We start from the raw sequence: 25010 nt of genomic DNA, 5'->3' as shown, positions 1-25010 counted from the left end.
AAGTTTTTTCATAACAAAAAAGCACTAAAAAAAGCTAAGTCTTCACATCTAGAGCATCGCGCAGAGCGTTACCAATTAACATAAACGCCATAACTAAACTCATAATACACAGCCCTGGAATAACAGCTAAATAAGGTTTACCTAAAATTATATAATTGTAATGGTCTTTTATCATAGCACCCCAACTTGCCATTGGAGGTTGTGCGCCAATACCCAAAAAGCTTAGCCCACTTTCAATTAAAATGGCCGCTGCAAAATTAGCTGCCGAAATTACAATAACTGGCGCCATTATATTAGGCAAAATATGCTTGGTTATAATTCTAAAATTACCATAACCCAACGCTTTTGCAGCCGTTACATATTGCATTTCTTTAGCACTAATTATTTGTCCGCGTACAACTCTAGCAACCTCAACCCACATTGTTAAGCCTACCGCAATAAACACTTGCCAAAAGCCTTTACCTAAAGCCAACGTTATAGCAATAACCAGTAATAACGTAGGTATAGACCAAGTTACGTTTATAATCCACATAATTACAGTATCAACTTTTCCTCCATAATATCCTGCAACACTACCCATAAAAAGACCAATTATTAACGATATAAATACTGCTATAAAGCCAATAAAAAATGAAATTCTGGCACCTACAAGCACTCTACTTAATAAATCACGCCCATACTTATCGGTACCAAAAAGGAAACGTTTTTCTTTAATAAATTTTGAAGCATTGTTATTTGGAAACACTTCAAGCCTTAATGTTTTTTCAACACCTTCTAAACCATCAGAAGCATATTCAGTGTATTGTAATACGTTATTTTCTATTTTATATTTTGAAATAGGCACTTCGGTATTTATACTTTTTTTTCCGAAGAACACATTATTTAATACATTTTCTTTTTCTTTAAACTCTGATGGAATTGTAAGCATTAAAACTTTAAAACCCGGCTTTTTGGAATGAATTGACAAGTGCATTTGGTTGGCATACCTTGTATTATCTGGTGCAATGACATAAGCAAAAATGGCTATTACACCTACAAACATTAAAAAAAAGCAACTAAAAACGCCCCAAAAGTTTTTTTTAAACTTTTGGAGCGCCAATTGTTTTAATGAATTTGGCTTATGTTGCATAAACCAACTACTTTTTTATTTCTGGTTTATTTGTTGATGCCACTTTTTTTATTGGATATGCTGTTTTTAAATCTTCTAAAACATTTATAGCCTCTTCTACATAAACATCTTTTGTTAAACTGTTATGCCAACGTTCTCTTTTTTCTTTTAAATCTGTGGTATCTTGTTCAAATAATGATTTCTCGTACGCATGAGATCTAAACGTTAAATTGGTTTTATACTTTGAAATAGCATCAAACTTTTTACCTTCTTCATCATTTAACTCTGCATCTTTTTTGTATTGATTGTAGTTTAAAGACACTACTGTTTCATCAATTTTACTTTTTACCCATTTAGCATTTTCATCAATAAGTTTTAACTGTTCATTATTGCTCATACGGGCTTTACTTTTGCTTATGGTAGCTTCATAATCAAAATAATTTTCCCAAGGCGTATAATTTGCAGGTGTTATTTCGTCATACGGTAACGGATTTTCTTTTTCCTTTTCACCTACTTCAATATAACTAAAACGTCCGGGAACAGTTACATCACTTTGCACACCTTCTAACTGCACAGAACCACCGTTAATTCTGTAGTATTTTTGAGTTGTAAAAGCTAAAGCTCCTAAATCTCCGCTTGTACTGCTTCTAACTAAATCATTTAAATTATATACGTTTTGAACAGTACCTTTTCCGTAGGTTTGTTTACTACCAATAACTATGGCTCTTTTGTAATCTTGCATAGCGGCAGCCATAATTTCGGAAGCCGAAGCAGATAATTCGTTTACTAAAATTACTAAAGGACCATCCCAAGAAATGGATTTATCTCTGTCTTTTAAAACCTCTTTATTATCGCCTGTTGAACGTACTTGCACAATAGGACCATCTTTTATAAATAAGCCTGCCATATCAACAACAGTTGGTAATGAACCACCGCCATTATTTCTTAAATCTAAAATTAAACCTTCAATGCCTTCTTGCTTTAAACGTTCAATTTCTTTTTTAACATCTTGTGCCGCATTTACGTTTTTATAATCATTAAAATCTACATAAAATTTTGGTAAATTAATGATTCCGAAGTTTTTACCTTCTTTTTCAACTACTGATGATTTTGCATAGGTTTCACCCAACTCAACAACATCTCTAACAATGGTTACCTCTTTAATGGTACCATCTACTTTTTTAATAGTTAAAATTACTTTAGTGCCTTTAGGGCCTTTTATGTATTTTATGGCATCATTAATACGCATGCCTACAATATCTATAGGAAACTCTTCATCTTCTTGTCTTACTTTTAAAATAACATCTTCAACATCAAGCTCATTACTTCTCCATGCAGGACCGCCAGATATTAGCTCAACAATTTTAATGTAATCCATTCTTTTTTGTAATCTGGCGCCAATACCTTCTAATTTACCAGACATATCCATATCAAAAGCTTCTTTGTTTCGTGGTGCTAGGTAATATGTATGCGGATCAAACTCTTCTACAATAGTGTTTACGTAAATTGAGAACCAATCTTCGCGTTGCAAATCATCAATATTGTCATTGAAATATATTTCTAATGATTTTTTTGTGGCTTCGCGCGCTTCTTTTTCAATTTGTGCTTCGGTTTTTGAAACGTATGAGGCATCATTTTTTCTAGCTTGCTCTTCTTGAATATGAATATCATCATAGTTTGAAAGTGTTGAAAACTTTAATTGTTTCCTCCAACGTTCTTTCATTTGCTTTTTTGATTTTACGTAACCATCTTTATCATAATCTGTATTAAATGTTTCGTTAATTGTATAATCAAAAGGTGTGCTTAAAACATCGTTATATATTTCTTTAGCTTCGCGTATTCTCATTATTAAACGCTCGTGTGTTTCATTAAAAAATGTAACATCTGTAGATTTTAATTGGTCATCTAATTGCAATCTATATTTTTCAAAATCTTTAATGTCTGATTCGTAAAAATAGCGTTTAAACGGGTCTAAGGTTTCAATATAATCATCAAAAAGTTCTTGCGAGAAGTTATCATCCATTGCAATAGGATCATAATGCCCACGCTCTAAAACAAACGTTATAATTTGTACCAGTAATTTATCTTTGTCTGGGTTATCAAATGTTTTGGTTGTAAAACTGCATGAAGCAAAGGCTAACAACAGCAACAACGATAGAACTTTATAATTCCTTTTCATAATTTTTTTCATCAGTTAATATTTAAATAGTTCTATTAAATAATAGTAATATTTCACTAAAATAAAGAAAAAACTATGCCAATAACTGCAAATAGGCCTAATTTTTTGTTAAACCAAAGAAAATGCCTGTTTCCTAATGAAATTATGTATTTTAGCATATGTTATTTATGTACTTTTTATGACAAAAAAACCACTTATACTTGTAACAAATGATGATGGCATAAACGCTCCAGGAATTAGAACCTTAATAAGTGTTATGAATACCATTGGCGATGTTGTAGTAGTTGCACCCGACAGCCCACAAAGCGGTATGGGGCATGCCATTACTGTTGATGCCACACTTTATGTTAACAAAGTTACTTTTGATAACGGACCACAAAAAGAATACAGCTGCTCTGGCACACCTGCAGATTGCGTAAAACTTGCCAACAGAGAGTTACTTACCCAAAAACCAGACCTATGTGTTTCTGGTATTAATCATGGGTCTAACGCCTCAATAAATGTTATTTATTCTGGCACCATGAGTGCTGCTGTTGAAGCTGGTGTTGAAGGTATACCTGCTATTGGTTTTTCACTTTTAGACTATTCTTGGAATGCTAATTTTGAAGATGCAAAACCTTTTATAAAACAAATTGTTCTTGAAGTTTTAAAAAACAAACTACCAAATGATGTTGTTTTAAATGTAAACATACCCAACCTACCTAAAGATAAAATTAAAGGTGTAAAAATATGCAGACAAGCAAAAGGTAATTGGGTTGAAACTTTTGATAAACGCCAAAACCCAATGGGTAAAGATTATTACTGGCTTAGTGGTAAGTTTGTAAATTTAGATGGCGGTGAAGATACTGATGAATACGCACTTAAAAATGGTTACATTTCTGTAGTACCAGTTCAATTTGACTTAACCGCTTATCAAGCTTTAAAAACTTTAAATTCTTGGAATTTTAATAAAACTGAATAATTTTCAAATGAAAAAAGACATAATTATTGGCATGCTTGTTGGCCTTATTGCAAATGGCATTGGTTTATTAGCTGCCGCTACTCTATTAGGCAATGGTGATGATTTTACAAACGTAATTAAAGCCGCTGCCAACGAAGGTTTTTTAGGAAAACTAATAAGCCTTGGTGCTGTATTAAATTTAGTTGCTTTTTTTATTTTTATTAAAAAAAGACAAGACTACAAGGCCCGTGGCGTATTACTAATTACTGTTTTTATTGCTGTTTTTACATTTATTTTTAAACTATATTAAATTTAAAAATGAAGTATTATATACTTGCAGGAGAAGCATCGGGTGATTTGCATGGTGCCAACCTTATGAAAGCGTTACAAAAAATTGATACCAATGCCAATATTAGGTTTTGGGGTGGCGATTTAATGCAAAACGTTGGTGGCACATTAGTTAAGCACTACAAAGAACGTGCTTTTATGGGCTTTACTGAAGTTATAATGAACCTCACAAAAATTTTTAAACTCATTTCTTTTTGTAAAGATGATATTAAAAATTTTAAGCCCGATGTGGTCATTTTCATTGATAACTCTGGGTTTAATTTACGCATTGCTAAATGGGCAAAAGCCGAAGGTTTTAAAACTAATTATTACATTTCTCCGCAAGTTTGGGCATCTAGGGCAAGTCGTGTTAAAGCTATTAAACGCGATATTGATGCCATGTATGTTATTCTGCCGTTTGTAAAACCATTTTATAAAAAATACAATTATGATGTTGCATTTGTTGGGCACCCGTTAATTGATGCCATTGCAGACAGAACACAGGTTAATCCTATTGATTTTAGAAAAAAACACCAGCTAAACAAAAAACCAATAATTGCTCTTTTACCAGGAAGCCGAAAACAAGAAATAACAAAAATGTTATCTGTTATGCTTAGTTTGGTTGATGATTTTAAAAATTATCAATTTGTAATTGCAGGTGCGCCAAGTCAAGAATTTAGCTTTTATCAGCAATTTATTAAAACAAATAATGTAAAATTCATCACCAATAAAACATATGATTTGCTTAGTGTAGCACATGCTGCTTTGGTAACATCGGGCACAGCTACTTTAGAAACCGCTTTATTTAAAGTACCTCAAGTTGTTTGTTATAAAGGTAGCGCTATTTCTTATCATATTGCTAAACGTATTATTACACTCAAATTCATATCACTGGTAAATTTAATCATGGATAAAGAGGTGGTTACTGAATTAATTCAAAACGATTTTAATAAAAAACAATTAAAACACGAACTAGAAAATATTTTAAACACCAACACACGCCAAAGAATTTTTGAAGATTATTATGAGCTTGAAAAAGCCTTAGGCGGTAAAGGCGCAAGTGAAAACACCGCAAAACTTATTTACGCTTCATTAACATCTTAAAACATTTTAAAAGTGAAAAAAGCCCTTTTTATCATAGTATTACTTGTTAGTTTTTGTAATTGTAAATCTTCAAAAAAAGCTAAAACTTCAAAAAGCAGTACTTCAAAAGTAATTTCAAAAAATGATAATAAAAGTATTTCACAATCTGAAAGCATTATTCGCTTTGCAAAACAATTTCAAGGTGTTAAATACAAATGGGGCGGCACTACTAAAGCCGGAATGGATTGCTCTGGTTTAGTTTTTGAATCTTTTAGAACACATAATATTTATTTACCTAGAATTTCTAGAGACATGGCTAAAAAAGGAAAAGCCATTAGCTTGAAGCAGGTACAAAAAGGCGATTTACTTTTTTTTAAAACCAGCAAAAATCGCCGAAACGCAATAAACCACGTAGGCTTAATTGTTGATATTAAAAATAACGATATAAAATTTATACACGCTACTACAAGCCGCGGTGTTATCATTTCTGGTTTAAATGAAACCTATTGGTTAAAAGCTTTTACCGAAGCACGCCGTGTTTTATAAGAATTTATTTATCTTACAGCTTAATGCGGCTGTTAAATTTCACCATAATAAAACTTACCTTTTTCTTAATTATAGGCATTATAATTGGGTATGTAACACCTATTAGCATAAATACATCTTCAACTATTTTTGCTATTACATTTGTAGCTTTAGGTATTTGTTATTTCACAGCTAAAAACCAACTAAAAAAAACTGTTTGGTTTGGTATGTTTAGTTTTATAACAACACTTTTTTTGGGTGTTTTAGTTACTAATTTTCACAATCATAAAAACAAAAGCAATAACTACACGCATACAATTACTACAGATGAAACAACACAAAGCACCATAACATTTAGAGTGCGCGAAGTGTTAAAACCTGGTAATTATTATGATAAATATATTATTGATTTACTTAATATTGACAGCACTCATGTTACAGGAAAAACACTTTTAAACATTGAAAAAGACAGTGTTTCTACTAAACTAAAAGTAGATGATATTTTAATTACAAAAGCTACTTTTAAAAATTTAATTAGCCCATTAAACCCTAATCAATTCAACTACAAAACGTATTTACAAAAACAATATATTTATCATCAAATTTTTATTGATAATAGAGCGCTTTTAAAACTTTCATCAAAACCACATACGCTTTTGGGTTATGCCAATAATTTACGCAGTTTTATTAACAGTAAACTTAAAACTTACAATTTCTCAACAAACGAACTAGCTATTATTAACGCTTTATTTTTAGGGCAACGCCAAAACATTAACAAAACCGTGTATACTAACTACACCAATGCTGGTGCCATTCATATATTAGCGGTTTCGGGTTTGCATGTTGGTATTATTTTAATGATATTAAACGTATTATTAAAACCTGTGGAACGCTTTAAAAAAGGCGCTTTAATTAAAACTATTTTGCTGCTTTTAATATTATGGAGCTTTGCTGTAATTGCAGGTTTATCGGCATCGGTTACCAGAGCTGTAACCATGTTTAGCATAGTAGCAATTGCCTTAAATTTAAAAAGGCCTACTAATGTTTATAATACATTGGCCATATCAATGTTTGTTATTTTACTATTTAAACCACTTTTTATTTTTGATGTTGGTTTTCAATTAAGCTATTTAGCCGTATTTGCCATTGTAGCTATAGAGCCCATGCTAAATAAACTTTGGAAACCAAAAAATAAGCTACTAAAAATATATTGGCAAACTTTAACGGTTACAATATCGGCACAGTTTGGTATTATACCAATTAGCTTGTTTTATTTCCATCAATTTCCGGGGTTATTTTTCATTTCAAACTTAGTTATAATTCCGTTACTTGGCTTTGTTTTAGGCTTTGGTATTATTGTTATTTTATTAGCATCTTTAAGCTTACTTCCTCAATTTTTAGCTGATGCTTTTGGGTTTGTAATTTATTTAATGAATAGTTTTGTTGCTTGGGTAGCACAACAAGAGGCGTTTCTTTTTAAAAACATTCCGTTTAATTTATTGTATGTTTTGACAAGCTATATTTTAATTATTTGTATTGTGAAAATGGCCGCAAAAACACATTTCAAAACCATCGTTTGGACTTTAATTTCTGTAATATTGTTACAACTTTCAGTTATTTACACACAGTTTACTTCTGTTAAAAATGAATTTATAGTATTCCATAAAAGCAGATATAGTTTACTAGGAAATATTACTGAAAACAAACTTCTTGTTTCAAATGATTTTGATAGTACAACCACAGCAAACACTAAAATAATTAAAGATTTTACTGTTGGAAACCACATTAAAACCATAAAATATACACCAATAAAAAACATATATTTTTTAAACAAAAAGAAACTTTTAGTTGTTGATAGTTTGGGTATTTACAATGTAAAGAGTATTAAACCCGATTATGTATTGCTTAGGCAATCGCCAAAAATTAATTTAAGCAGACTTATTGATTCTATTAAACCCAAACAAATTATTGCCGATGGCAGTAATTATAAATCTTATATTGAACATTGGGCACTTGTTTGTAAAAAAAGAAAACTCCCTTTTCACCAAACTAGCAAAAAGGGAGCTTTTATAATAAAATATTAATATTTATCCTTGAAATTGAGGTTTAAACGCTTCGTAATAGGCGTTAAATTTTTCTTGTGTATCAAGTTGCTTATGCTCATCAGTTTTAAACATTTTTAAGTACAACTCTAACTGTGGTGGTGTTTTATAACCTTTTAGCGGAAATATAAGTTTCCCTTCTTCATCTAAAAACACAATAGTTGGGTATGCTTGTATTTGAAAATATCTTGATAGTTCGTGGGGTGAATTTCTTCGGTTTGCGTTTGCCGGATTATAATTTGGGTTGCTAAATGTTTTACCATCAAAAGTAATTTGATCGTTTCCTTCGGCATTAAATTTTACGGCATAATAATGTTCGTTTACATAATTTGCCACCTGCTGATTTTGAAATGTGTTTCTATCTAACATTTTACATGGCCCGCACCAATTGGTATAAACATCCATCATAATTTTTTTTGGTGTCTTTTTTTGAAGTTCAACAGCCTCTTCTAAAGTAAGCCAATTTATTTCTTGAGCTGTAACATTTAGTGTAGTTAAAACCACTAAAACTAGTATAAGTTGTATTTTTTTCATAGTAAATTTGTTGCAAATTGTGTGCCCAACTTACAAAAAAAGCTCCTAATTAGGAGCTTTTTCTATATTTTTTTTCGTTTATAATTAGCGTACACCGTGCATAAGTTTCTTTAAAACAGGGTTTAATGCAAAAACAAGTAAACCTGCAACTAAGGGCACAATAGTAAATATTAAAAAGAATGTTGACAAACTGTACTCTTTGGTAATATTTTCTATTTGGCCACCAACAACTGCTGCTAATTTATTACCAATAGCTATGGCTAAATACCACATACCAAACATTAAAGCAATCATTCTGGCAGGCACTAATTTACTAACGTAAGATAAACCTACAGGTGATAAACATAACTCACCTAAAGTATGAAATAAGTAAGCTAATACTAACCAAAGCATACTAACTTTTACGCCGGCTTCAATACCATATGACCCAAATGCTAATAACCCAAAACCAATAGCCATAATTATTAAACCTAAAGCATATTTTGTTGCTGCCGATGGATTATATTTACTTTCCCACCATTTAGAAAAGAAAGATGCAAATACAATAATAAAAAAGGAGTTTAATATACTAAACCAAGATACGGTAATTTCAGAAATATCTGCAGAAAATTCTCTATTCAACATCCAACCAACTAATCCCCACATACCTAAAAAACACACCACTAATACAATATTTGACCCTGGTATTTTTTTAAACGTTTTTTTCCAAAGAAGAAATAATACGTATGTTATAATAATTAAAGGCACCACTGTTAGCAATGCGTTTATTATATTGAATATTACAGCGGCATTGCCTGTTAAAACCCTATCTACGTTATCTCTTGCAAAAAGAATTAATGATGAAGCTCCTTGCTCGAAACTCATCCAAAAGAATACGGTGAAGAAAGCAAAAATAATGAAAGCTATCATTCTATCTCTAACCACTTTTGTATATCTGGCAATTCTTCCTATTGATAATACTAAGAACAATAATAAACCTATTAGCACTACTACATATTGCCCTTCAATAGATGTTGTTTTGGCCCATGAAAACATATCTATTCCGGCAATTTTAGACATGGGATCATTAATAGCATACCCAAGACCAATAATAGCTGTTATAACAATTAAAATTTTATCTAACATTGTAAACGGATTTTGTTTTTCAACATCATCAGTTTTAACAGTTTTATTACCTTTTTCATTGATGTTTTGAGGTAATTCTACTTCGTGAACTTTACTAGGTTTAGCGCCTATGCTACCAAATAAATTACCAGACAACCAAAATTGAAGTGTTCCTAATATCATAAAAATACCTGCTAAACCAAAACCATAACTCCACCCTACTTTTTCAGCTAAGTAACCACAAAGCATCATACCAAAGAAAGCTCCTGCATTTACACCCATGTAAAAAATAGTATAAGCACCATCTTTTTTCTCTGGATTTTCTTTATACATTTCAGATATTATAGATGTGATATTTGGTTTAAAAAAACCAGTACCAATAACTAAAAGTCCCAACCCTAAGTACAATGAAAACTCGGTTTCTAAAGCCATTGAAGCGTGCCCTAAGGCCATTATTACAGAACCTATTACAACAGCCCAACGGTACCCTGTAATTTTATCGGCTATAACACCACCCACAATAGGCGTTATGTATAAAAGCATTGCATAGGTGCCAAAAAGAGCTCCAGCATTTTCAGCCGTCCAGCCCCAGCCTGGGTTTGAACTTGTTATAGCCATTGTTAAAAAGTTAACCAATAGCACACGCATACCATAAAATGAGAAACGTTCCCACATTTCTGTAAAAAACAATACTATTAAACCAGCGGGATGCCCTAAAACTTTATCTTTAAAAAGGTTTTGTATATCTGTATTCATAATGAAATATTAATTATCTGCTAATTCAAAGCCTTCGGCTTCTTCATGTGTTGTTCCGTTTAAATTTTCAGCACCATGTGTTAATCGTTTTAAAGGCTTTAAAATTAAGAGAATTAACACGCCGAATAAAGCACAAAAAACAGCAATACCAGTAAAAACCTGAAATTCTCCAGCGCCTTCTGAAAGTTCTCCAACAAAACCAGCAACTTTATTACCTAAACCTGTGGCAGCAAAATAAGCGCCCATCATAAATGAAGCATATTTGAGTGGCGCTAATTTTGTGATAAAAGACAGTGCTACAGGTGATGCACATAACTCTCCTAGCGTATGAAATAAATATGCTAACACTAACCAAATCATAGCAGATTTTTGCACAATTTCATCACCATTCATAACTACCTCTGTAGAAGCTTTGCTCATAAAAACAAAACCAAAGCCCATTACTATTACACCAATAGCCATTTTAAATAAAGATGAAGATTCTTTTCCTTTTTTACCCCATTTATACCAAAAATTAGCTACTAAAGTTCCTAAGGCTATTATAAAAAATGCATTGATAGATTGAAACACTGCTGCAGGAACTTCATTTCCAATTAAAGGAATTGAAAATGAAAGAACTCTATTTGTTTTTTGCTCTGTATACAAACTCATTAAGCCTCCTGCTTGTTCAAAAGCACCCCAAAAAACAATAATGATTAAAAAAGATAGAAACATAACAAGCATTCTATCTTTTTCTATTTTGGTTAAAGGCTTTTTCATTAACTCTTTATCAGGCGAATCTTTTTTTCCTAAAAAATCTCCAACACCTGTTAAATATTTTAACCCAAGCATATACACTAACTGCCCTAAAGCCATACCAATACCGGCAAGACCAAAGCCATAGTGCCAACCCCATTTAGCTGCAACAGCACCAACCAAAAGTGCCCCAAAAAAAGCACCTAAATTAATACCTATGTAAAAAAGGTAAAATCCTTTATCTCTTCTATCATCTCCTTTTTTGTAAAGCCCTCCTACCATAGTTGATATATTTGGCTTTAAAAAACCAACACCAATTACTATTAAAATTAAGCCTGTAAAAAATGCCCATTGTGCATCAACGGCTAAAATACCATGACCCAAACATAAAAGTAATCCTCCTAGCATTACAGCTTTTTTCTGACCAATAAATTTATCAGCTATCCAACCTCCAGGAATCGATGTTAAATATACAAACATAGTGTACGTTCCATAAAATGAAAGTGTCTCAGCATTGGACCAACCATAACCTGATTGCGGATCACCAAGTATTATTGGTGCCGCTAAAAATAAAGTTAAAATTGCACGCATTCCATAATACGAAAAGCGCTCCCACATTTCAACAAAAAACAATACATAGAGTCCTACTGGATGCCCCCATAATTCTTTTTGGTGTGGTGCTTTTGTAATTTCTGCCATAATCTTTTTTTGAGTTAGTTATTTTAATATTTTTTAATCTGAAAATTATTTATCTCCTAGTGATTTTTGAATAAAATCAGTCATTTTTCTATACAAATGAAGTCTTGTATTACCACCATAAATACCATGGTTTTTATCTGGATAAATAGCCCAATCAAACTGCTTGTTTGCTTGTACCAATGCCTCTACTAAACGCATGGTGTTTTGCACATGTACATTATCATCGGCAGTGCCGTGTACTAATAAGAAATCTCCTTTTAATTTATCTACATGGTTAATAGGAGAATTATCATCGTATCCTGATGGGTTTTCTTGTGGTGTTGTCATGTAGCGTTCTGTGTAAACAGTATCATAAAAACGCCAACTAGTTACCGGGGCAACGGCTATGGCCATTTTAAAGGTATCATTACCTTTAAACAAGCAATTACTGCTCATAAAGCCACCATAGCTCCAACCCCAAATACCAATTTTATCTGCATTAATGTATGGTAATGCTCCAAGTTTTTTTGCAGCAGCAATTTGGTCTTCAACTTCATATTTACCAAGTTGGTTTTGTGTTATCTTTTTAAATGCAGCACCTTTAAACCCTGTACCTCTGCCGTCAACACAAACAACAATAAAGCCTTGTTGTGCTAACATTTGAAACCAATAATCGTTATAACTATTCCAACTATTTGAAACCGATTGTGAACCCGGACCAGAATATTGTGTCATGAATAATGGATATTGCTTTGACTCATCAAAATTAGCTGGTTTAAGCATCCACATATTCAAATCATTTCCATTAATATTTATAGTACTAAACTCTTTTTTAGAAAGCGTATAGTTTTCTATTTTTTTAGCCAAAGCAGCATTATCTACTATTTTAGAAATTACACTATCGTTTACGGCGTTATTTAAAGTGTATTGCGTTGGTGTGTTGGCATTTGAAAATGTGTTTATAAAGTATGAAAAATCGGCGCTAAAAGAGGCGCTATTTGTGCCATCATTGTTAGATAAACGCTTTTTATCACGGCCATTAATTTTTACAGAATATACGTCTCTGTTTATTGAACCATTTTCAACAGATTGATAAAAAATACGTTTTGCTTTTGGGTTATAACCATAATAATTTGTTACCTCCCAGTTTCCTTTGGTTATTTGATTTATTAATTTACCGTTATTATCATAATGATAAATGTGGTTGTATCCATCTTTTTCGCTTGTCCAGATAAAGCTATTATCATCTAAAAAGGTTAAATTATCGGTTACATCAACATACGCTTTATCCATTTCATTTAAAAGCACAGTAGTTTCTTTAGTTTCGGTATTAAAACGCATTACATATAAGTTGTTTTGCTTTCTGTTTAAAATTTGAAAACTTAGCAAATTTGCGTTGTTTGTCCATTGTAATCTAGGAATGTAATATGCTTTTTCATCTAAATTAACATTAGTTGTTGTGCTGGACACTAAATTGTGAACATGTAAAGATACCTTAGAATTTGGCTCACCTGCTTTTGGGTATTTAAATACTTGTTGGGTTTGGTAAAGCGCTTCACCATAAACATCCATTGAAAATTCAGGTACATTGGTTTCATCAAACTTAATAAAAGCTATTTTTTGGCTATCGGCACTCCACTCAAAAGCACGAACAAAAGCAAACTCTTCTTCATAAACCCAATCTGTAATACCGTTTATAATGCTATTTTTTTTACCATCGGAAGTTATTTGGGTAGTTTTGCCAGAAATAAAATCTTTCACAAATAGATTATTTTCAAAAACGTAAGCAACTTTGGTTCCGTTAGGTGAAAATGTTGGTTCTTGTATTAATTCTTTTGAGATAAGCTCTAAAGTTTCATCTTCAACATTATAAACAAAATAATTACCAACTGCAGAATGGCGGTAAATTGGTGTTTCATTGGTTGCTAAAATCACCTTTTTTTCATTGGCGCTAAAGGTATAATTGCTAAAATATTGCATAGCGCTAAGGTTGGCACTACTTACTAACGTTTTTACTTTTTGCTGTGTTTTATAGTCATAAATATCAATAGTTGTTGCCATTGCAGCTCTATCAAAATTTAAAACCGAATATTGCTTACCGTTTGCCATAGAGTGCAATACGTCCATACTTTCGGGTCTAAAACTACCACTCCAAATGTCTTCTAAAGTAATTTGTTTGTTTTGTGCGTTTAAAACTGAAGTTAAAATAAATAAAACGCAAACTGAAAATTTAAGATATCTCATTAATAACGTTACAAGATTTTAGGTTTTTAAAATACAACATAGGTTTTCAATTATTACAATTTATAATTGAAAATAATAGATGTTTTTTCAAAAACTTTGATTTTTACATAAAATGATGTCAATTTTACTAAAAATAATTCAAAATTCAGCATTTATTAACACTTAATTAAGTTACAATAAAAAGCAATTCATTATAAACAGCAAGTTAGTATCTTTGCCTAATTAAAAAATGTTTTATGAGTAAATCTATTACTGGTTTTTCTAAACTTTCAAAAGCAGAAAAAATTGATTGGATTGTAGATACGTATTTTACCAACCCTAATAGTGCCAAAAACACTATAAAACAATACTGGAATAGTGATGAAAAACTACAACAACTACACGATGAGTTTATTGAAAACACTATAACAAACTACTATTTACCGCTTGGTGTAGCACCTAATTTTTTAATAAATAACAAGCTTTACACCATACCCATGGCTATTGAAGAAAGCTCTGTAGTTGCCGCTGCCAGTAAAGCAGCTAAATTTTGGCTACAACGTGGTGGTTTTAAAACATCTGTAATTTCTACCACTAAAATTGGTCAGGTACATTTTATGTTCCATGGTAATTTTGAAACTTTACAAACGTTTTTTAATACCATAAAACCACAATTAATTGAAGATACTAATACCATTACCCAAAATATGCAAAAACGTGGTGGCGGTATTTTAGATATTGAATTACGTAATAAAACCGATAGTATTGCAGGCTATTATCAGCTTCACGCCTCTTTTGAAACTTTAGATGCTATGGGTGCAAACTTTATAAATTCTTGTTTAGAACAGTTTGCTGAAACGTTGAAAACCGAAGCTTTAAATTTTGAATTATTTTCTGAAAGCGACAAGCATATTGAGGTTATAATGAGTATTCTATCTAATTATGTCCCTGATTGTTTGGTTAGAGCTGAAGTAAGCTGCCCTGTTAATGATTTAGTTGAAAATAACCCCGAAGCAAGTAAAGCATATGCCGAAAAATTTGTGCAAGCTGTTACCATTGCTGAAAACGAACCTTACCGAGCTGTAACACACAATAAAGGTATTATGAATGGTATTGATGCAGTTGTTTTAGCTACCGGAAACGATTTTAGAGCCATTGAAGCTTGTGCACATGCATACGCATCAAAAAACGGACAATACGGCAGTTTAACCCATGCTAAAATTGAAAATAATACGTTTACTTTTTATATTGAAATTCCTTTAGCGCTTGGTACTGTGGGAGGATTAACAAATTTACATCCGTTAGTAAAATTATCATTAGAAATATTGGGTTCACCATCGGCCAAAGAACTTATGCAAATTGTAGCAGTTGCTGGTTTAGCACAAAATTTTGCAGCCTTAAATTCTTTAACAACCACAGGTATTCAGCAAGGACATATGAAAATGCATTTAATGAATATTTTAAACCAGTTTGAAGCCACAAATGCAGAAAAATTAACACTTACTAATCATTTTAAAAACAATACAGTTTCGCATAGTGCAGTTGTTGAGGCTTTAAATAATTTAAGAGTTAATAATGATTAAATATAACAGCAATGGCAAATTATTATTAACTGCTGAATATGTGGTTTTAGATGGTGCAAAAGCACTTGCTATACCCACAAAATATGGTCAAAACCTAATTATTAAACCTAATGATACACCCTTAATTAATTGGTCTAGTTTTAATGAACAAAATAACATTTGGTTTAAAGGCTCTTTTGAAATTCACAATAATAAATTAAAACCTTTACAACAAAACCCAATTTCTGACAGAATTGTACAAATATTTGAAGCTATCCATCAATTAAACCCAAACTTATTAAATACTAAAAGCGGTTATACTATTGAAACGCATTTAGAATTTCCAAAAAATTGGGGTTTAGGTACATCTTCAACGTTAATAAACAACTTATCAAAATGGGCTAATATTAATCCTTACAAGCTCTTAAAACTAACTTTTGGTGGTAGTGGTTATGATATTGCATGCGCTGATAACAATACCCCAATAACCTATAAAATAGCTGCTGAATTACCCGTAGTTGAACCTATAGACTTTAACCCTAATTTTAAAGAGCATTTATATTTTGTTTACCTTAATAAAAAACAGAATAGTAGAGAAGGTATTGCGCATTACAAAGCACAAAACAAAAATGATTTAAAGGGTGCTATTTCAGAAATTAATATGATAACTGCTGAAATGATTACTTGTAATACTTTAAATGCTTTTGAAAATTTAATAGATACACATGAAGGTATTATTGCAAACATAACCAACCAAACACCTGTAAAAACTTTACAGTTTAATGATTTTAAAGGCAGTATTAAAAGCCTTGGTGCTTGGGGTGGCGATTTTGTTTTAGCTACATCAGCAACAAACCCGGAATTGTATTTTAAAAATAAAGGTTTAACAACCGTTATACCTTATTCCAAAATGATATTATAAAAAAAGCCCTCGCATTGCGAGGGCTTTTTTTTATTTATATTTATTTTTTTACTGCACTTGTGATGCTGCTCTATTATCTTCAATTTCGGCAGCTGCTTTTAAAGCATTGTAAAGTTTACTATTTACCGTGGCCGCTTTTTGTTGCTCTAACCTATTTGCTGCTGCTTGATAGTTATCTAATTTTACAGCTGGAGTAACTTTAGTAACTTGTACCATATATACGCCATTTACACCTTCAATTAAACCAGACGTTTCACCTTCACCTAAGCCAAACGCAGTTCCTACAACTAAAGGTTCTCTACCAGCTCCTTGAATTGTTGGACTCTTCATTGTAATGGCAGATGCTGTTTTTACTGATGTGTTTTCAGCAGTTGCTAAATCTTCTAAAGTACTTACAGAAACTCTGTCTTTTATTAATTCTGCTTTTTTTTCTTTTCTTAAAATTGGTAATACTGTAGCTGAAGCATCTTCAACAGACATTAAACCTGCTTTATGTTTTGCTACTAATTGAGCAACCACATAACCGCCAGTTGCCAAACTAAAACGTTTAACATCACCAACGCTAGCTTCATCTTCAAAAGCCCAACGTACAATTGGTCTTTGGTTACCAATACCAGGAATACTTTCATCTAAAGCTTTCATGCCATTTACTGGTCTAACCGTATAATTGTTTTCTTTAGCTAAAGCTTCAAAATCACCTTTGGCGCCATCAATTTCAAATTTTGATGCGTCTCTAAATATTTTAGCTGTTGTAGTTTCAGATGGTTCAATTTTTCTTGCAATAGTACCAACTTTAACAGCTCTCTTTTTACTTGTTAATCCTTCAATTTCTATAATATGAAAACCGAATACTGTTTTAACAACACCTAAATCTCCTGTTTTACCATTAAATTCAAAATCATTAAACTCTGGAACCATTGTGTTGTATGCGTGCCAGTCATAACGCCCGCCATTAGCAACGCTTCCTTGGTCTGAAGAGAATTCAGTAACCAAATCAGGGAATTTAGAACGGTTATTTTTCACTACTGCTAAAATACTATCTGCTCTTTCTTTTGCTTGGTCTTCAGTTAAAGTAACATCGGCACCAGCGCTTTGAGAACCTATAAACGGAATTAAAATGTGTCTTACTTTTGCAGAATCTGGAAGTTGTTTTTCAGCAATTAATTTTGATATTTTAAAATAGCCAGCTTCTTTGTAAGGCCCATAAGTTTCTCCAATTTCTAAATTTATTAAGCTATCAGCTATTTTTGATGGTAATGAAGATTTGAACACAAAACGATCATCAAATTTTATATCAGATTTTGAATTGATATACTCTTGGTTATCTTTTACTTTTGAAAAAGCTACAATAGTATCTTTTCTTCCTGTTTCATCAACTAACTGCCCATTTAAATAGGTTGACAATTCGTTTATAATTGCAGACTCATCAGCAACTGATGCTACTTCTTTAAATTCAACAAATCTTATATCTCTAGATTCTTCAACTTCAAATGATTTCTTATTGTTGTTTATGTAGCTAGAAACATCAGATTTTGATACTTTTACTAGGCTATCGGCAATTGAAGTATATGGTACTTGTACGTATTTAATATCAACTTTATTACCATCTAATTTATGCTCTAACTCGCCTTCAGCTAAAGTACCTGTTAAACCTGCTTTTACTAAATTATAATAGTTTTGCTGTAATGCATTTGTAGCTAAAGATTGCTCATAATTTACCCAACCGGCATAACCTTCTGGTGAGTTTTCTTTTAAATTAGCAATGTATTCGTTTAGTTTATTTTCATCAAAAACACCTGCTTCATTTAAAAACTGAGGGTTTGTGGCTAAGGCTGTTTTAAGTAAATCTCTAATTTGATCTTTTTCAACAGTAATACCTAAAGCATCAAACTGCGTTTCTAAAACGGCTTGTCTTACTTCTTGTTCCCAAACGCGGTTCATAACCTGTGTATTAGTTGCAGAACCACCAAGTTGCTGCTGTGCAACTTCTACTTTTTGTAAAAATGCTTCTCTTGAAATATCTTTACCATTTATTGTACCTACATTTTGACCTTTGTTTGAAAAGCTTGCGCTACCATCAAAAAGACCAGATAAAACAAAAGCAAATAATGCCATTGCAATTACCAATATTAATACTAAGGTTTTTTGTCTAATCTTACTTAAAATTGCCATCTTCTATACTTAATTTTATCCGTTTTTCGGATTTTTTCTTTTTATTGAAATGTTAGTTAAAACACTAAATTTGACGAAAATATCGTGCGCGAAAATACCATTTTCTATTTAATAATAAAAAAAGAAATAGGCTTTAATTATTTTTATTGCTAGTAAAGTGTAATTTGCTATGTTGCTATATTTTAATTTTACCAAAAAAAAGGTGTAACAACTAATTATCTTCTAACATTTTAAGTTTTACTAAATCTATTTTAGTGTTTGAAACTTCAGAAATAATAAACTTAAAATTATCTATTTTTATAACATCGCCTTGGTTTGGTATTTCTTCGGTGTGGTTTACAATTAAACCGCCAAGGGTTTCATAATTTTCGCTTTCGGGTAAGTTTACTTTATAGGTTTCGTTTAAATAATCTACCTCTAAACGTGCCGAAAACATAAAGGTTTCATTGTCTACCTTTTCTTCAATTAAATCTAAAGTATCATGTTCATCTTCAATTTCGCCAAATAATTCTTCAACAATATCTTCAACCGTCATAATTCCTGATGTTCCACCGTATTCATCAATAACAACTGCAACGCTTCGGCGTTTTTTTGTAAGTACATTTAGCACATCTTTTATCAACACCGTTTCGGGCACAAACTCAACGGGCATAATCATAGATTTTATGTTTTTATGCTTTTTAAAGAGTTCAAAAGAGTGTACGTAGCCTAAAATATCATCAATAGTTTCTTTGTAAACTAAAATTTTTGTTCTTCCCGTTTCGGTAAACAACGCGCTTAATGTTTTTATAGATTCGTTTATTTCAACGGCAATAATTTCGGTACGTGGCACCATAACTTCGCGTGCTTTTACTTCTGAAAATTCTAAAGCGTTTTGAAATATTTGAATTTCAGAATCTACTTCGTCATGTTCTTCTACAGATTCCATTTGCTCGCTTATATAGTTACCCAATTCAACTTTTGTAAAGGCCATTTGTATTTGGTCTCCTTCGGTTTTAAAGAAGGTTTTTAGAATAAAATCTGAAATCCAGATTACAAATTCTGATATTAAACTAAAGAGTAAATAGAAAATATACGCGGGTACTGCTAATACTTTTAAAAGTGTGTTAGCGTAAATTTGAAAGAATACTTTTGGTAAAAATTCGGCAGTTATTAAAATAATAAATGTTGAAATAATAGTTTGTGTTAGCAGGCTTAAATCTGTTAACATATAGTCTACAAAATTACTTTGTGTTGGTAAAAAAGACTGGAACCAATTTACTAAAACATCGCCCATAAAAAACCCATAAACAACAAGCGCAATGTTATTACCTATAAGCATTGTTGTTATAAATTTTGATGGTTTAGCAGTAAGTTTGCTTAGTATTTTAGCTAATATGCCGTCTTGTTTTTTTTCAATTTCAATATGTATTTTGTTTGAAGAAACATACGCTATCTCCATACCTGAAAAAAATGCCGAAAGCACCAGTGAAACAACTATTATAACAATATATAGTGTCATTTAGTTTTGTTTGTTTCTGTCTTGAAACTTTTTACTAAACCTCCTACGGAAGAAAAACATAAAAATGGCCAATGCGCCTAAAACTATGTATGAATAGTTTACTACACCTGTTTTTTGATACGTTTCAAAAACAGAATAAAAAAATACAGCTGCAAATGCTAAATATGCATATTGAAAAATGCTTAAATATTTCATTTTAAAAATTTAGGATAAAGATAATTAATTTTAAGATGTATGGCTTATTAATCTTCAACAGCAAAAATACCTGTAACTTCTAACACTTCGGCATTGGTAAAATCACCGTTTGAATCAAAACCGTTACCGTGTATTATATCTTGTTCAGACTCAAAAGTAACAGGGACGTTTGTAAAAATCCATTCCTTTTTTCTGTCAAAATATAACTGTTCAGATTTTAAAACGCGTTTATCATGTGTTGTAATAACAACATTACCTTGCAGATCTATAATACTTGTGGCATCATAAACCACGGCATAATCTGATACTATAGTGCTTTTTTTGGCACCATCATAAATATGAAGTGTAGCACCTTCAGGAAATTCATAATACGGAAAGTCTCTGTTTGAAAAGTTAAGCATTTTAGCACCTACCAAATGCCTTGTTACTTTACCAGAATCTGTAACTTTTAAATTGATATTTTCGGCTTCGCCAACAGGTTCATTTTCTGAAATACCAATTTTTTGCACTTCTTTATAGTTGTCTGTGCATGAAAAAAACAAAGCCACAGTAAAAACTGTGACTATGTTTAGTAAATATTTAATGTTTTGTTTCATGTGTTGTTTTGAGTTTTACCTCAAACCATATTTTTAAATACTTGGTACAGTAACCGAAGCCCCTATCCAACAACCAATTCTAATAGATTGCCCAGAATTACCTGCACTAAAAATATCAGATTTACTTGGTGCTTTTGCTGTATAGTTTGCCACAGATTTTGCAGCATTTTTCTTTTGTGTTGGGTCTACTCTTCCTGCTTTTCTGGCTTCATCAGCAGCTAGCCAATATACAGCTCTTTTATTAAAAGTGGTATCACCACAACTATTAGCACTTGCAGCATACATGGCTGCTATTGATAAGTGCGGACGTCCATTTGATGGGTTTAACGCTAAAGCATTTCTAAAGTATGTTCTAGCTTGCCCGTAACGTCCTTTTTTCTTTAATATTAAACCAATTCTGTTTGCTAATTTTGCTTTCTTGAAGGTATCAGACTCTAAATCATATGATTCTGTAAAGTAACCAATAGCCTCATTTTCTTTTCCATTTTTTAATAAAACAGTACCCACAAAGTATTTAGTATCTGCAGATGGTGCAGTTTCATCATAAGCTTTTACTAATTGCTCGTATAATGGTGTATCTGTACATTCTTTGTAATACATTCTGCTTACTGCACGTTTTAACCATGTAGCATTAGTTTTGTTAGCTTCAAAATCTTTTTGATATAATGGTACTAAGTTATCACAGTTAGCTCTATCACCTAATTTACTGTCTATACTTCCAGAAATTTGGTCATAAGCTTTTAAATAACTTTCGTAGTATTTTTTGTAGCTATTTTCTCTTTTTGTTAATGCTGTTCCAGCATCTTCTTTAGCTACAAGTTTGTTTAACTTTTCAGAATATTGGTTTACTTCGTCTTCAACTTTTTCAACAATATCATCATATTTATTAAATAAATCTTGTGCAGGTTTTTTACCAGCATCATATAAATCTACCATTAAAGAGAAGTAAGTATATAAACTTTTTGGGTTTTGAAATGTTGCTTTATCTGCATTGTAGGCAGCATCAAAGCTTTCATAAAGCTCTTCAGTAGTTTTATTTAATTCTTTTCTGTTATCATAAAGTAACTGACTTTTTAAGGCACCATATTTACCTACAGGAGTTTTTGATGCAAAATACTCTGCTCTTTGGTCATACAGTTTAAGTAAATCATTTATAAATGCTAATTTTTCTGCACCTGTTGCTTTGTCTATTTTATGATCTAAAATTTTCTCGCCATCAACATATATTGCATTATTGAATTTTGGACATGTTTCTCTTACAAACATCCAAGGTTCATATGCTGCATCGTAATTTTTTGCTTTAACATATTCATGAAAAATAGACAGTTTAGTTATACACTCTTCATTTTGTTGTGCAAAACCAAAATTTAAGCCTATTAATAATGTTAGTAATAAAGTAATTTTCGCCTTCATGATAATTTTATTCTATTGTTAGTTATACTTCCTTTTCTGGAACCATCTGTCGCCCAAAGATAAACTTAATTGCAGATTAACAAAATTCTCCTGAATTAAATTATTGTTAGTTGTACCGCGCTTTCCTATTTCAAAACCTAGGTTAGCGTTTGAGATGCCTCCGCTTAGTGGTAAACCTACACCAAAAGATATGCCAAACTCTTTTACCGACTCTGAATTTAATACTAATCCTGTTTTTTCAAACCTAACGCCAGCTCTATAAACGGTTCTTTTAAAATAGCTATCTAAAGCATTATAATCTGGTATAAAAAACCCTCCTAATGATATGGTTGCAGCATCTTCATAAGTAGTTGTATTGGTATTTGATGGCAATGCGGTTCTTAGGTTGCTTGTATTTTGAAATAAATAATCGGCCCCAACAAACCATTTTCTAGGGGCACCAATACCTAAACCAGCTGAAAATCTTGATGGTAATATTAAATCTGTTTCTTGTAACCCTGATGCTTCTAAATCTACATCAACTGTGTTTACAACAAACTCATCTTGAGAATTTGAACTTGTTGTTATTGTTGAAAAAGATTGTTGATTTTTTGAAGTTATTAAACTTTCGGGCGCATAGGTTACACCTGAAATCATTTCTAACTTATCTGTAACCATTGTTTTGTATGATAGGCCTAAATTAAAGTTTAGTCCGCTTAAATCAGATCTATTATTTTCTCTAGATTGGTATTGTGTTAACGTACCATCATCATCATAAAGAAATTCTACAACACTTGTTTCAGTATTACCAAAATTATATTGGGCATCAACCCCAATGGTTAAACCTTCGGCTATTTGATAGCCTAAACCTAAGAAAGCTTTGTTTACACCACCTTCACCTCTAAATCTATTTTTTATATCGCCTGCGTTATTTTGCGATTCTAGTTTGTAACCAACCGCTGTGTATGGTAATAAGCCAAAACCAAAACCAAATTTTCCTAACGGAATATTTATAGCTATATAATCAAAAGTGGTTGATTTTGCTTTATCTGAACCATTGTTAGATTTTAAGTTGATGTTTGAATAACCACCACCAACGGCAAATTTAACGGGTCTATTTTCGCCATCCCAAGCATCAATATTTTTTGTTACATAAGACGCAGGATTACGTAAATTTACATGAATACTATCAATAAAAATACCAATACCACCCATACTTCGGTTTTCAACTGTGCCTCTAAACTTTTGGTTTCCTAAACCATAAAATGAGTATGGTGAAGCTGTTCCTTCTTGCCCGTAACTTTGTATAGCAACTAAAGCAATAAAAACTAATACAAGTTTTTTAATCATTCGTTTGAATTAAATTGTAAAATATAGTTCAAACCTTCTAAAAGAAAATTTGAATTGGCAAATATGCTACTTTTTAACTTTTTAGACAAAAAATTAGCATCGCCACCTGTTAAAATAACTGTTAAATCTAAATATTTATGTTTGTAATCACTTATAACGCCGTCTATTTCGTTTAAAATACCATATACTACACCGGCATGTATACATTCGTTTGTAGATTGCCCCGTAATACTTTCAGGCATTTCTGTTTCTAATAACGGTAAATTAGCTGTTAAATTATTTAATGCTTTGTAACGGGTACGCAACCCAGGTGAAATAGCGCCGCCTATGTATTGATTTTGTTTATTTATAAAATCATAAGTTATACAAGTTCCTGCATCAATAATTAAAACATTTTCCTTAGGGTACTGTTTTACAGATGCGCTTACTAAAGCTAATCTATCTACACCTAATGTTTTTGGGGTTTTATATGTATTTGAAAAAGGTAACTTAACATTTGGAGTTAAAATTAATAAGTCAATTAAATTTTGAAGCGTTTGTAAATCTTCAGCTTTAATATTACCAACTGATGAAATTATACCTTTTTTCAAAGTAGGATATACACCTAAAATTTCATGCACATTACTAATAAGCGCTTTGTGTTGAACCACGCGCCTAAGCTTTAATTGAGCTTTTAAACTATAAACCGCTAGTTTAACATTGGTATTTCCTACGTCTATTATTAAATTCATTTTTAAAAAGAATGTGCTAAAAGTACAAAACAACTACAATTTTAATCTTAATTATATTATAATATTGAAACTTGTGGTGCTTATTTTTTTATTAAAAAAAGTTAAAGTAATTTTTTTTTAAATTTATTTTGGTAGATAATAAAATTGAATATATATTTGCAACCGCTTTGGCGAGGTACCTTAGCTCAGTTGGTAGAGCAAAGGACTGAAAATCCTTGTGTCCCTGGTTCGATTCCTGGAGGTACCACAAAAAAATCCCGAAACATTTGTTTACGGGATTTTTTGTTTTTGTAGC

The 25010-nt window shown here is 31.6% G+C and carries 20 protein-coding genes and 1 tRNA gene; 8 read left to right on the top strand and 13 right to left on the bottom strand.

Annotated features, from left to right (window positions below; translation table 11 throughout):
- Nucleotides 1–34: 34 nt before the first annotated feature.
- Together ACYX4H_RS08870 and ACYX4H_RS08865 are read right to left on the bottom strand one after the other, a co-directional pair.
- Nucleotides 35–1129 carry an ABC transporter permease gene (locus ACYX4H_RS08870; protein ID WP_476235886.1) on the bottom strand — a complete coding sequence of 365 codons (1095 nt, stop codon included), beginning with the start codon at nucleotides 1127–1129 and terminating at the stop codon, nucleotides 35–37.
- Between the two features lie 7 nt (nucleotides 1130–1136).
- Entirely contained in the window at nucleotides 1137–3287 is a 2151-nt protein-coding gene (locus ACYX4H_RS08865; protein ID WP_476235885.1) for a carboxy terminal-processing peptidase, read from the bottom strand.
- A 178-nt stretch (nucleotides 3288–3465) separates the two neighbouring features.
- On the opposite strand from ACYX4H_RS08865, the gene surE reads away from it, so the two are divergent.
- The 5 genes from surE to ACYX4H_RS08840 are packed head-to-tail and all read left to right on the top strand — an operon-like array spanning nucleotide 3466 to nucleotide 8246.
- The gene (surE, locus tag ACYX4H_RS08860; RefSeq protein ID WP_476235884.1) at nucleotides 3466–4248 is read left to right on the top strand and encodes a 5'/3'-nucleotidase SurE; all 783 of its coding nucleotides are present in this window, start codon (nucleotides 3466–3468) and stop codon (nucleotides 4246–4248) included.
- 7 nt (nucleotides 4249–4255) lie between these two features.
- The gene (locus tag ACYX4H_RS08855) at nucleotides 4256–4537 is read left to right on the top strand and encodes a hypothetical protein (protein WP_476235883.1); all 282 of its coding nucleotides are present in this window, start codon (nucleotides 4256–4258) and stop codon (nucleotides 4535–4537) included.
- A gap of 8 nt (nucleotides 4538–4545) precedes the next feature.
- Complete coding sequence (lpxB, locus tag ACYX4H_RS08850; protein ID WP_476235882.1) at nucleotides 4546–5658, top strand: lipid-A-disaccharide synthase; 1113 nt, start codon at nucleotides 4546–4548, stop codon at nucleotides 5656–5658.
- A 12-nt stretch (nucleotides 5659–5670) separates the two neighbouring features.
- Nucleotides 5671–6183 (top strand): C40 family peptidase, encoded by a 513-nt coding sequence (locus ACYX4H_RS08845; RefSeq protein WP_476235881.1) that lies wholly within the window; start codon nucleotides 5671–5673, stop codon nucleotides 6181–6183.
- Nucleotides 6184–6206: 23 nt separating this feature from the next.
- Nucleotides 6207–8246 (top strand): ComEC/Rec2 family competence protein, encoded by a 2040-nt coding sequence (locus ACYX4H_RS08840; protein ID WP_476235880.1) that lies wholly within the window; start codon nucleotides 6207–6209, stop codon nucleotides 8244–8246.
- 3 nt (nucleotides 8247–8249) lie between these two features.
- On the opposite strand, the gene ACYX4H_RS08835 is transcribed toward ACYX4H_RS08840, so the two are convergent.
- The 4 genes from ACYX4H_RS08835 to ACYX4H_RS08820 form a co-directional block, all read right to left on the bottom strand.
- Nucleotides 8250–8798: a thioredoxin family protein gene (locus tag ACYX4H_RS08835; RefSeq protein WP_476235879.1), complete on the bottom strand. Its 549-nt coding sequence runs from the start codon at nucleotides 8796–8798 to the stop codon at nucleotides 8250–8252.
- Between the two features lie 84 nt (nucleotides 8799–8882).
- A complete protein-coding gene (locus tag ACYX4H_RS08830) occupies nucleotides 8883–10658 on the bottom strand; it encodes a peptide MFS transporter (RefSeq protein ID WP_476235876.1) in 1776 nt (591 codons plus the stop codon).
- Between the two features lie 9 nt (nucleotides 10659–10667).
- The gene (locus ACYX4H_RS08825) at nucleotides 10668–12092 is read right to left on the bottom strand and encodes a peptide MFS transporter (RefSeq protein WP_476235875.1); all 1425 of its coding nucleotides are present in this window, start codon (nucleotides 12090–12092) and stop codon (nucleotides 10668–10670) included.
- 45 nt (nucleotides 12093–12137) lie between these two features.
- Nucleotides 12138–14315: a S9 family peptidase gene (locus ACYX4H_RS08820; RefSeq protein ID WP_476235874.1), complete on the bottom strand. Its 2178-nt coding sequence runs from the start codon at nucleotides 14313–14315 to the stop codon at nucleotides 12138–12140.
- A 236-nt stretch (nucleotides 14316–14551) separates the two neighbouring features.
- Between ACYX4H_RS08820 and ACYX4H_RS08815 the strand changes: the two genes are divergently transcribed.
- Both ACYX4H_RS08815 and ACYX4H_RS08810 read left to right on the top strand, forming a co-directional pair.
- Complete coding sequence (locus tag ACYX4H_RS08815; RefSeq protein WP_476235873.1) at nucleotides 14552–15877, top strand: hydroxymethylglutaryl-CoA reductase, degradative; 1326 nt, start codon at nucleotides 14552–14554, stop codon at nucleotides 15875–15877.
- Nucleotides 15870–16778 carry a GYDIA family GHMP kinase gene (locus ACYX4H_RS08810; RefSeq protein ID WP_476235872.1) on the top strand — a complete coding sequence of 303 codons (909 nt, stop codon included), beginning with the start codon at nucleotides 15870–15872 and terminating at the stop codon, nucleotides 16776–16778. Before ACYX4H_RS08815 ends, ACYX4H_RS08810 begins: the two co-directional genes overlap by 8 nt.
- A 48-nt stretch (nucleotides 16779–16826) precedes the next feature.
- Here the strand turns inward: ACYX4H_RS08810 and ACYX4H_RS08805 are convergent, their stop codons facing one another.
- The 7 genes from ACYX4H_RS08805 to ACYX4H_RS08775 form a co-directional block, all read right to left on the bottom strand.
- Nucleotides 16827–18950, bottom strand: coding sequence for a peptidylprolyl isomerase (locus ACYX4H_RS08805; RefSeq protein ID WP_476235871.1), 2124 nt, complete (start codon nucleotides 18948–18950; stop codon nucleotides 16827–16829).
- A gap of 211 nt (nucleotides 18951–19161) precedes the next feature.
- A complete protein-coding gene (locus ACYX4H_RS08800; RefSeq protein ID WP_476235870.1) occupies nucleotides 19162–20451 on the bottom strand; it encodes a hemolysin family protein in 1290 nt (429 codons plus the stop codon).
- Nucleotides 20452–20646 carry a hypothetical protein gene (locus tag ACYX4H_RS08795; protein ID WP_475294413.1) on the bottom strand — a complete coding sequence of 65 codons (195 nt, stop codon included), beginning with the start codon at nucleotides 20644–20646 and terminating at the stop codon, nucleotides 20452–20454.
- A gap of 47 nt (nucleotides 20647–20693) precedes the next feature.
- Complete coding sequence (gene lptC, locus ACYX4H_RS08790; RefSeq protein ID WP_475294414.1) at nucleotides 20694–21242, bottom strand: LPS export ABC transporter periplasmic protein LptC; 549 nt, start codon at nucleotides 21240–21242, stop codon at nucleotides 20694–20696.
- Between the two features lie 33 nt (nucleotides 21243–21275).
- Entirely contained in the window at nucleotides 21276–22655 is a 1380-nt protein-coding gene (locus ACYX4H_RS08785; RefSeq protein ID WP_476235869.1) for a tetratricopeptide repeat protein, read from the bottom strand.
- A gap of 18 nt (nucleotides 22656–22673) precedes the next feature.
- Entirely contained in the window at nucleotides 22674–23984 is a 1311-nt protein-coding gene (gene bamG, locus ACYX4H_RS08780) for a BamG family beta-barrel-assembly machinery protein (protein ID WP_476235868.1), read from the bottom strand.
- Entirely contained in the window at nucleotides 23981–24715 is a 735-nt protein-coding gene (locus ACYX4H_RS08775; RefSeq protein WP_476235867.1) for a type III pantothenate kinase, read from the bottom strand. The genes bamG and ACYX4H_RS08775 overlap by 4 nt, the downstream gene beginning before the upstream one ends.
- Before the next feature lie 174 nt (nucleotides 24716–24889).
- Between ACYX4H_RS08775 and ACYX4H_RS08770 the strand changes: the two genes are divergently transcribed.
- Nucleotides 24890–24962: transfer RNA gene (locus tag ACYX4H_RS08770), tRNA-Phe, on the top strand.
- Nucleotides 24963–25010 lie beyond the last annotated feature (48 nt).

It is taken from the genome of Seonamhaeicola sp. ABD4_340, assembly GCF_056312135.1.
The sequence above is the reverse complement of the archived record's forward strand: the minus strand, read 5'-3'. Positions and strand labels throughout refer to the sequence as shown.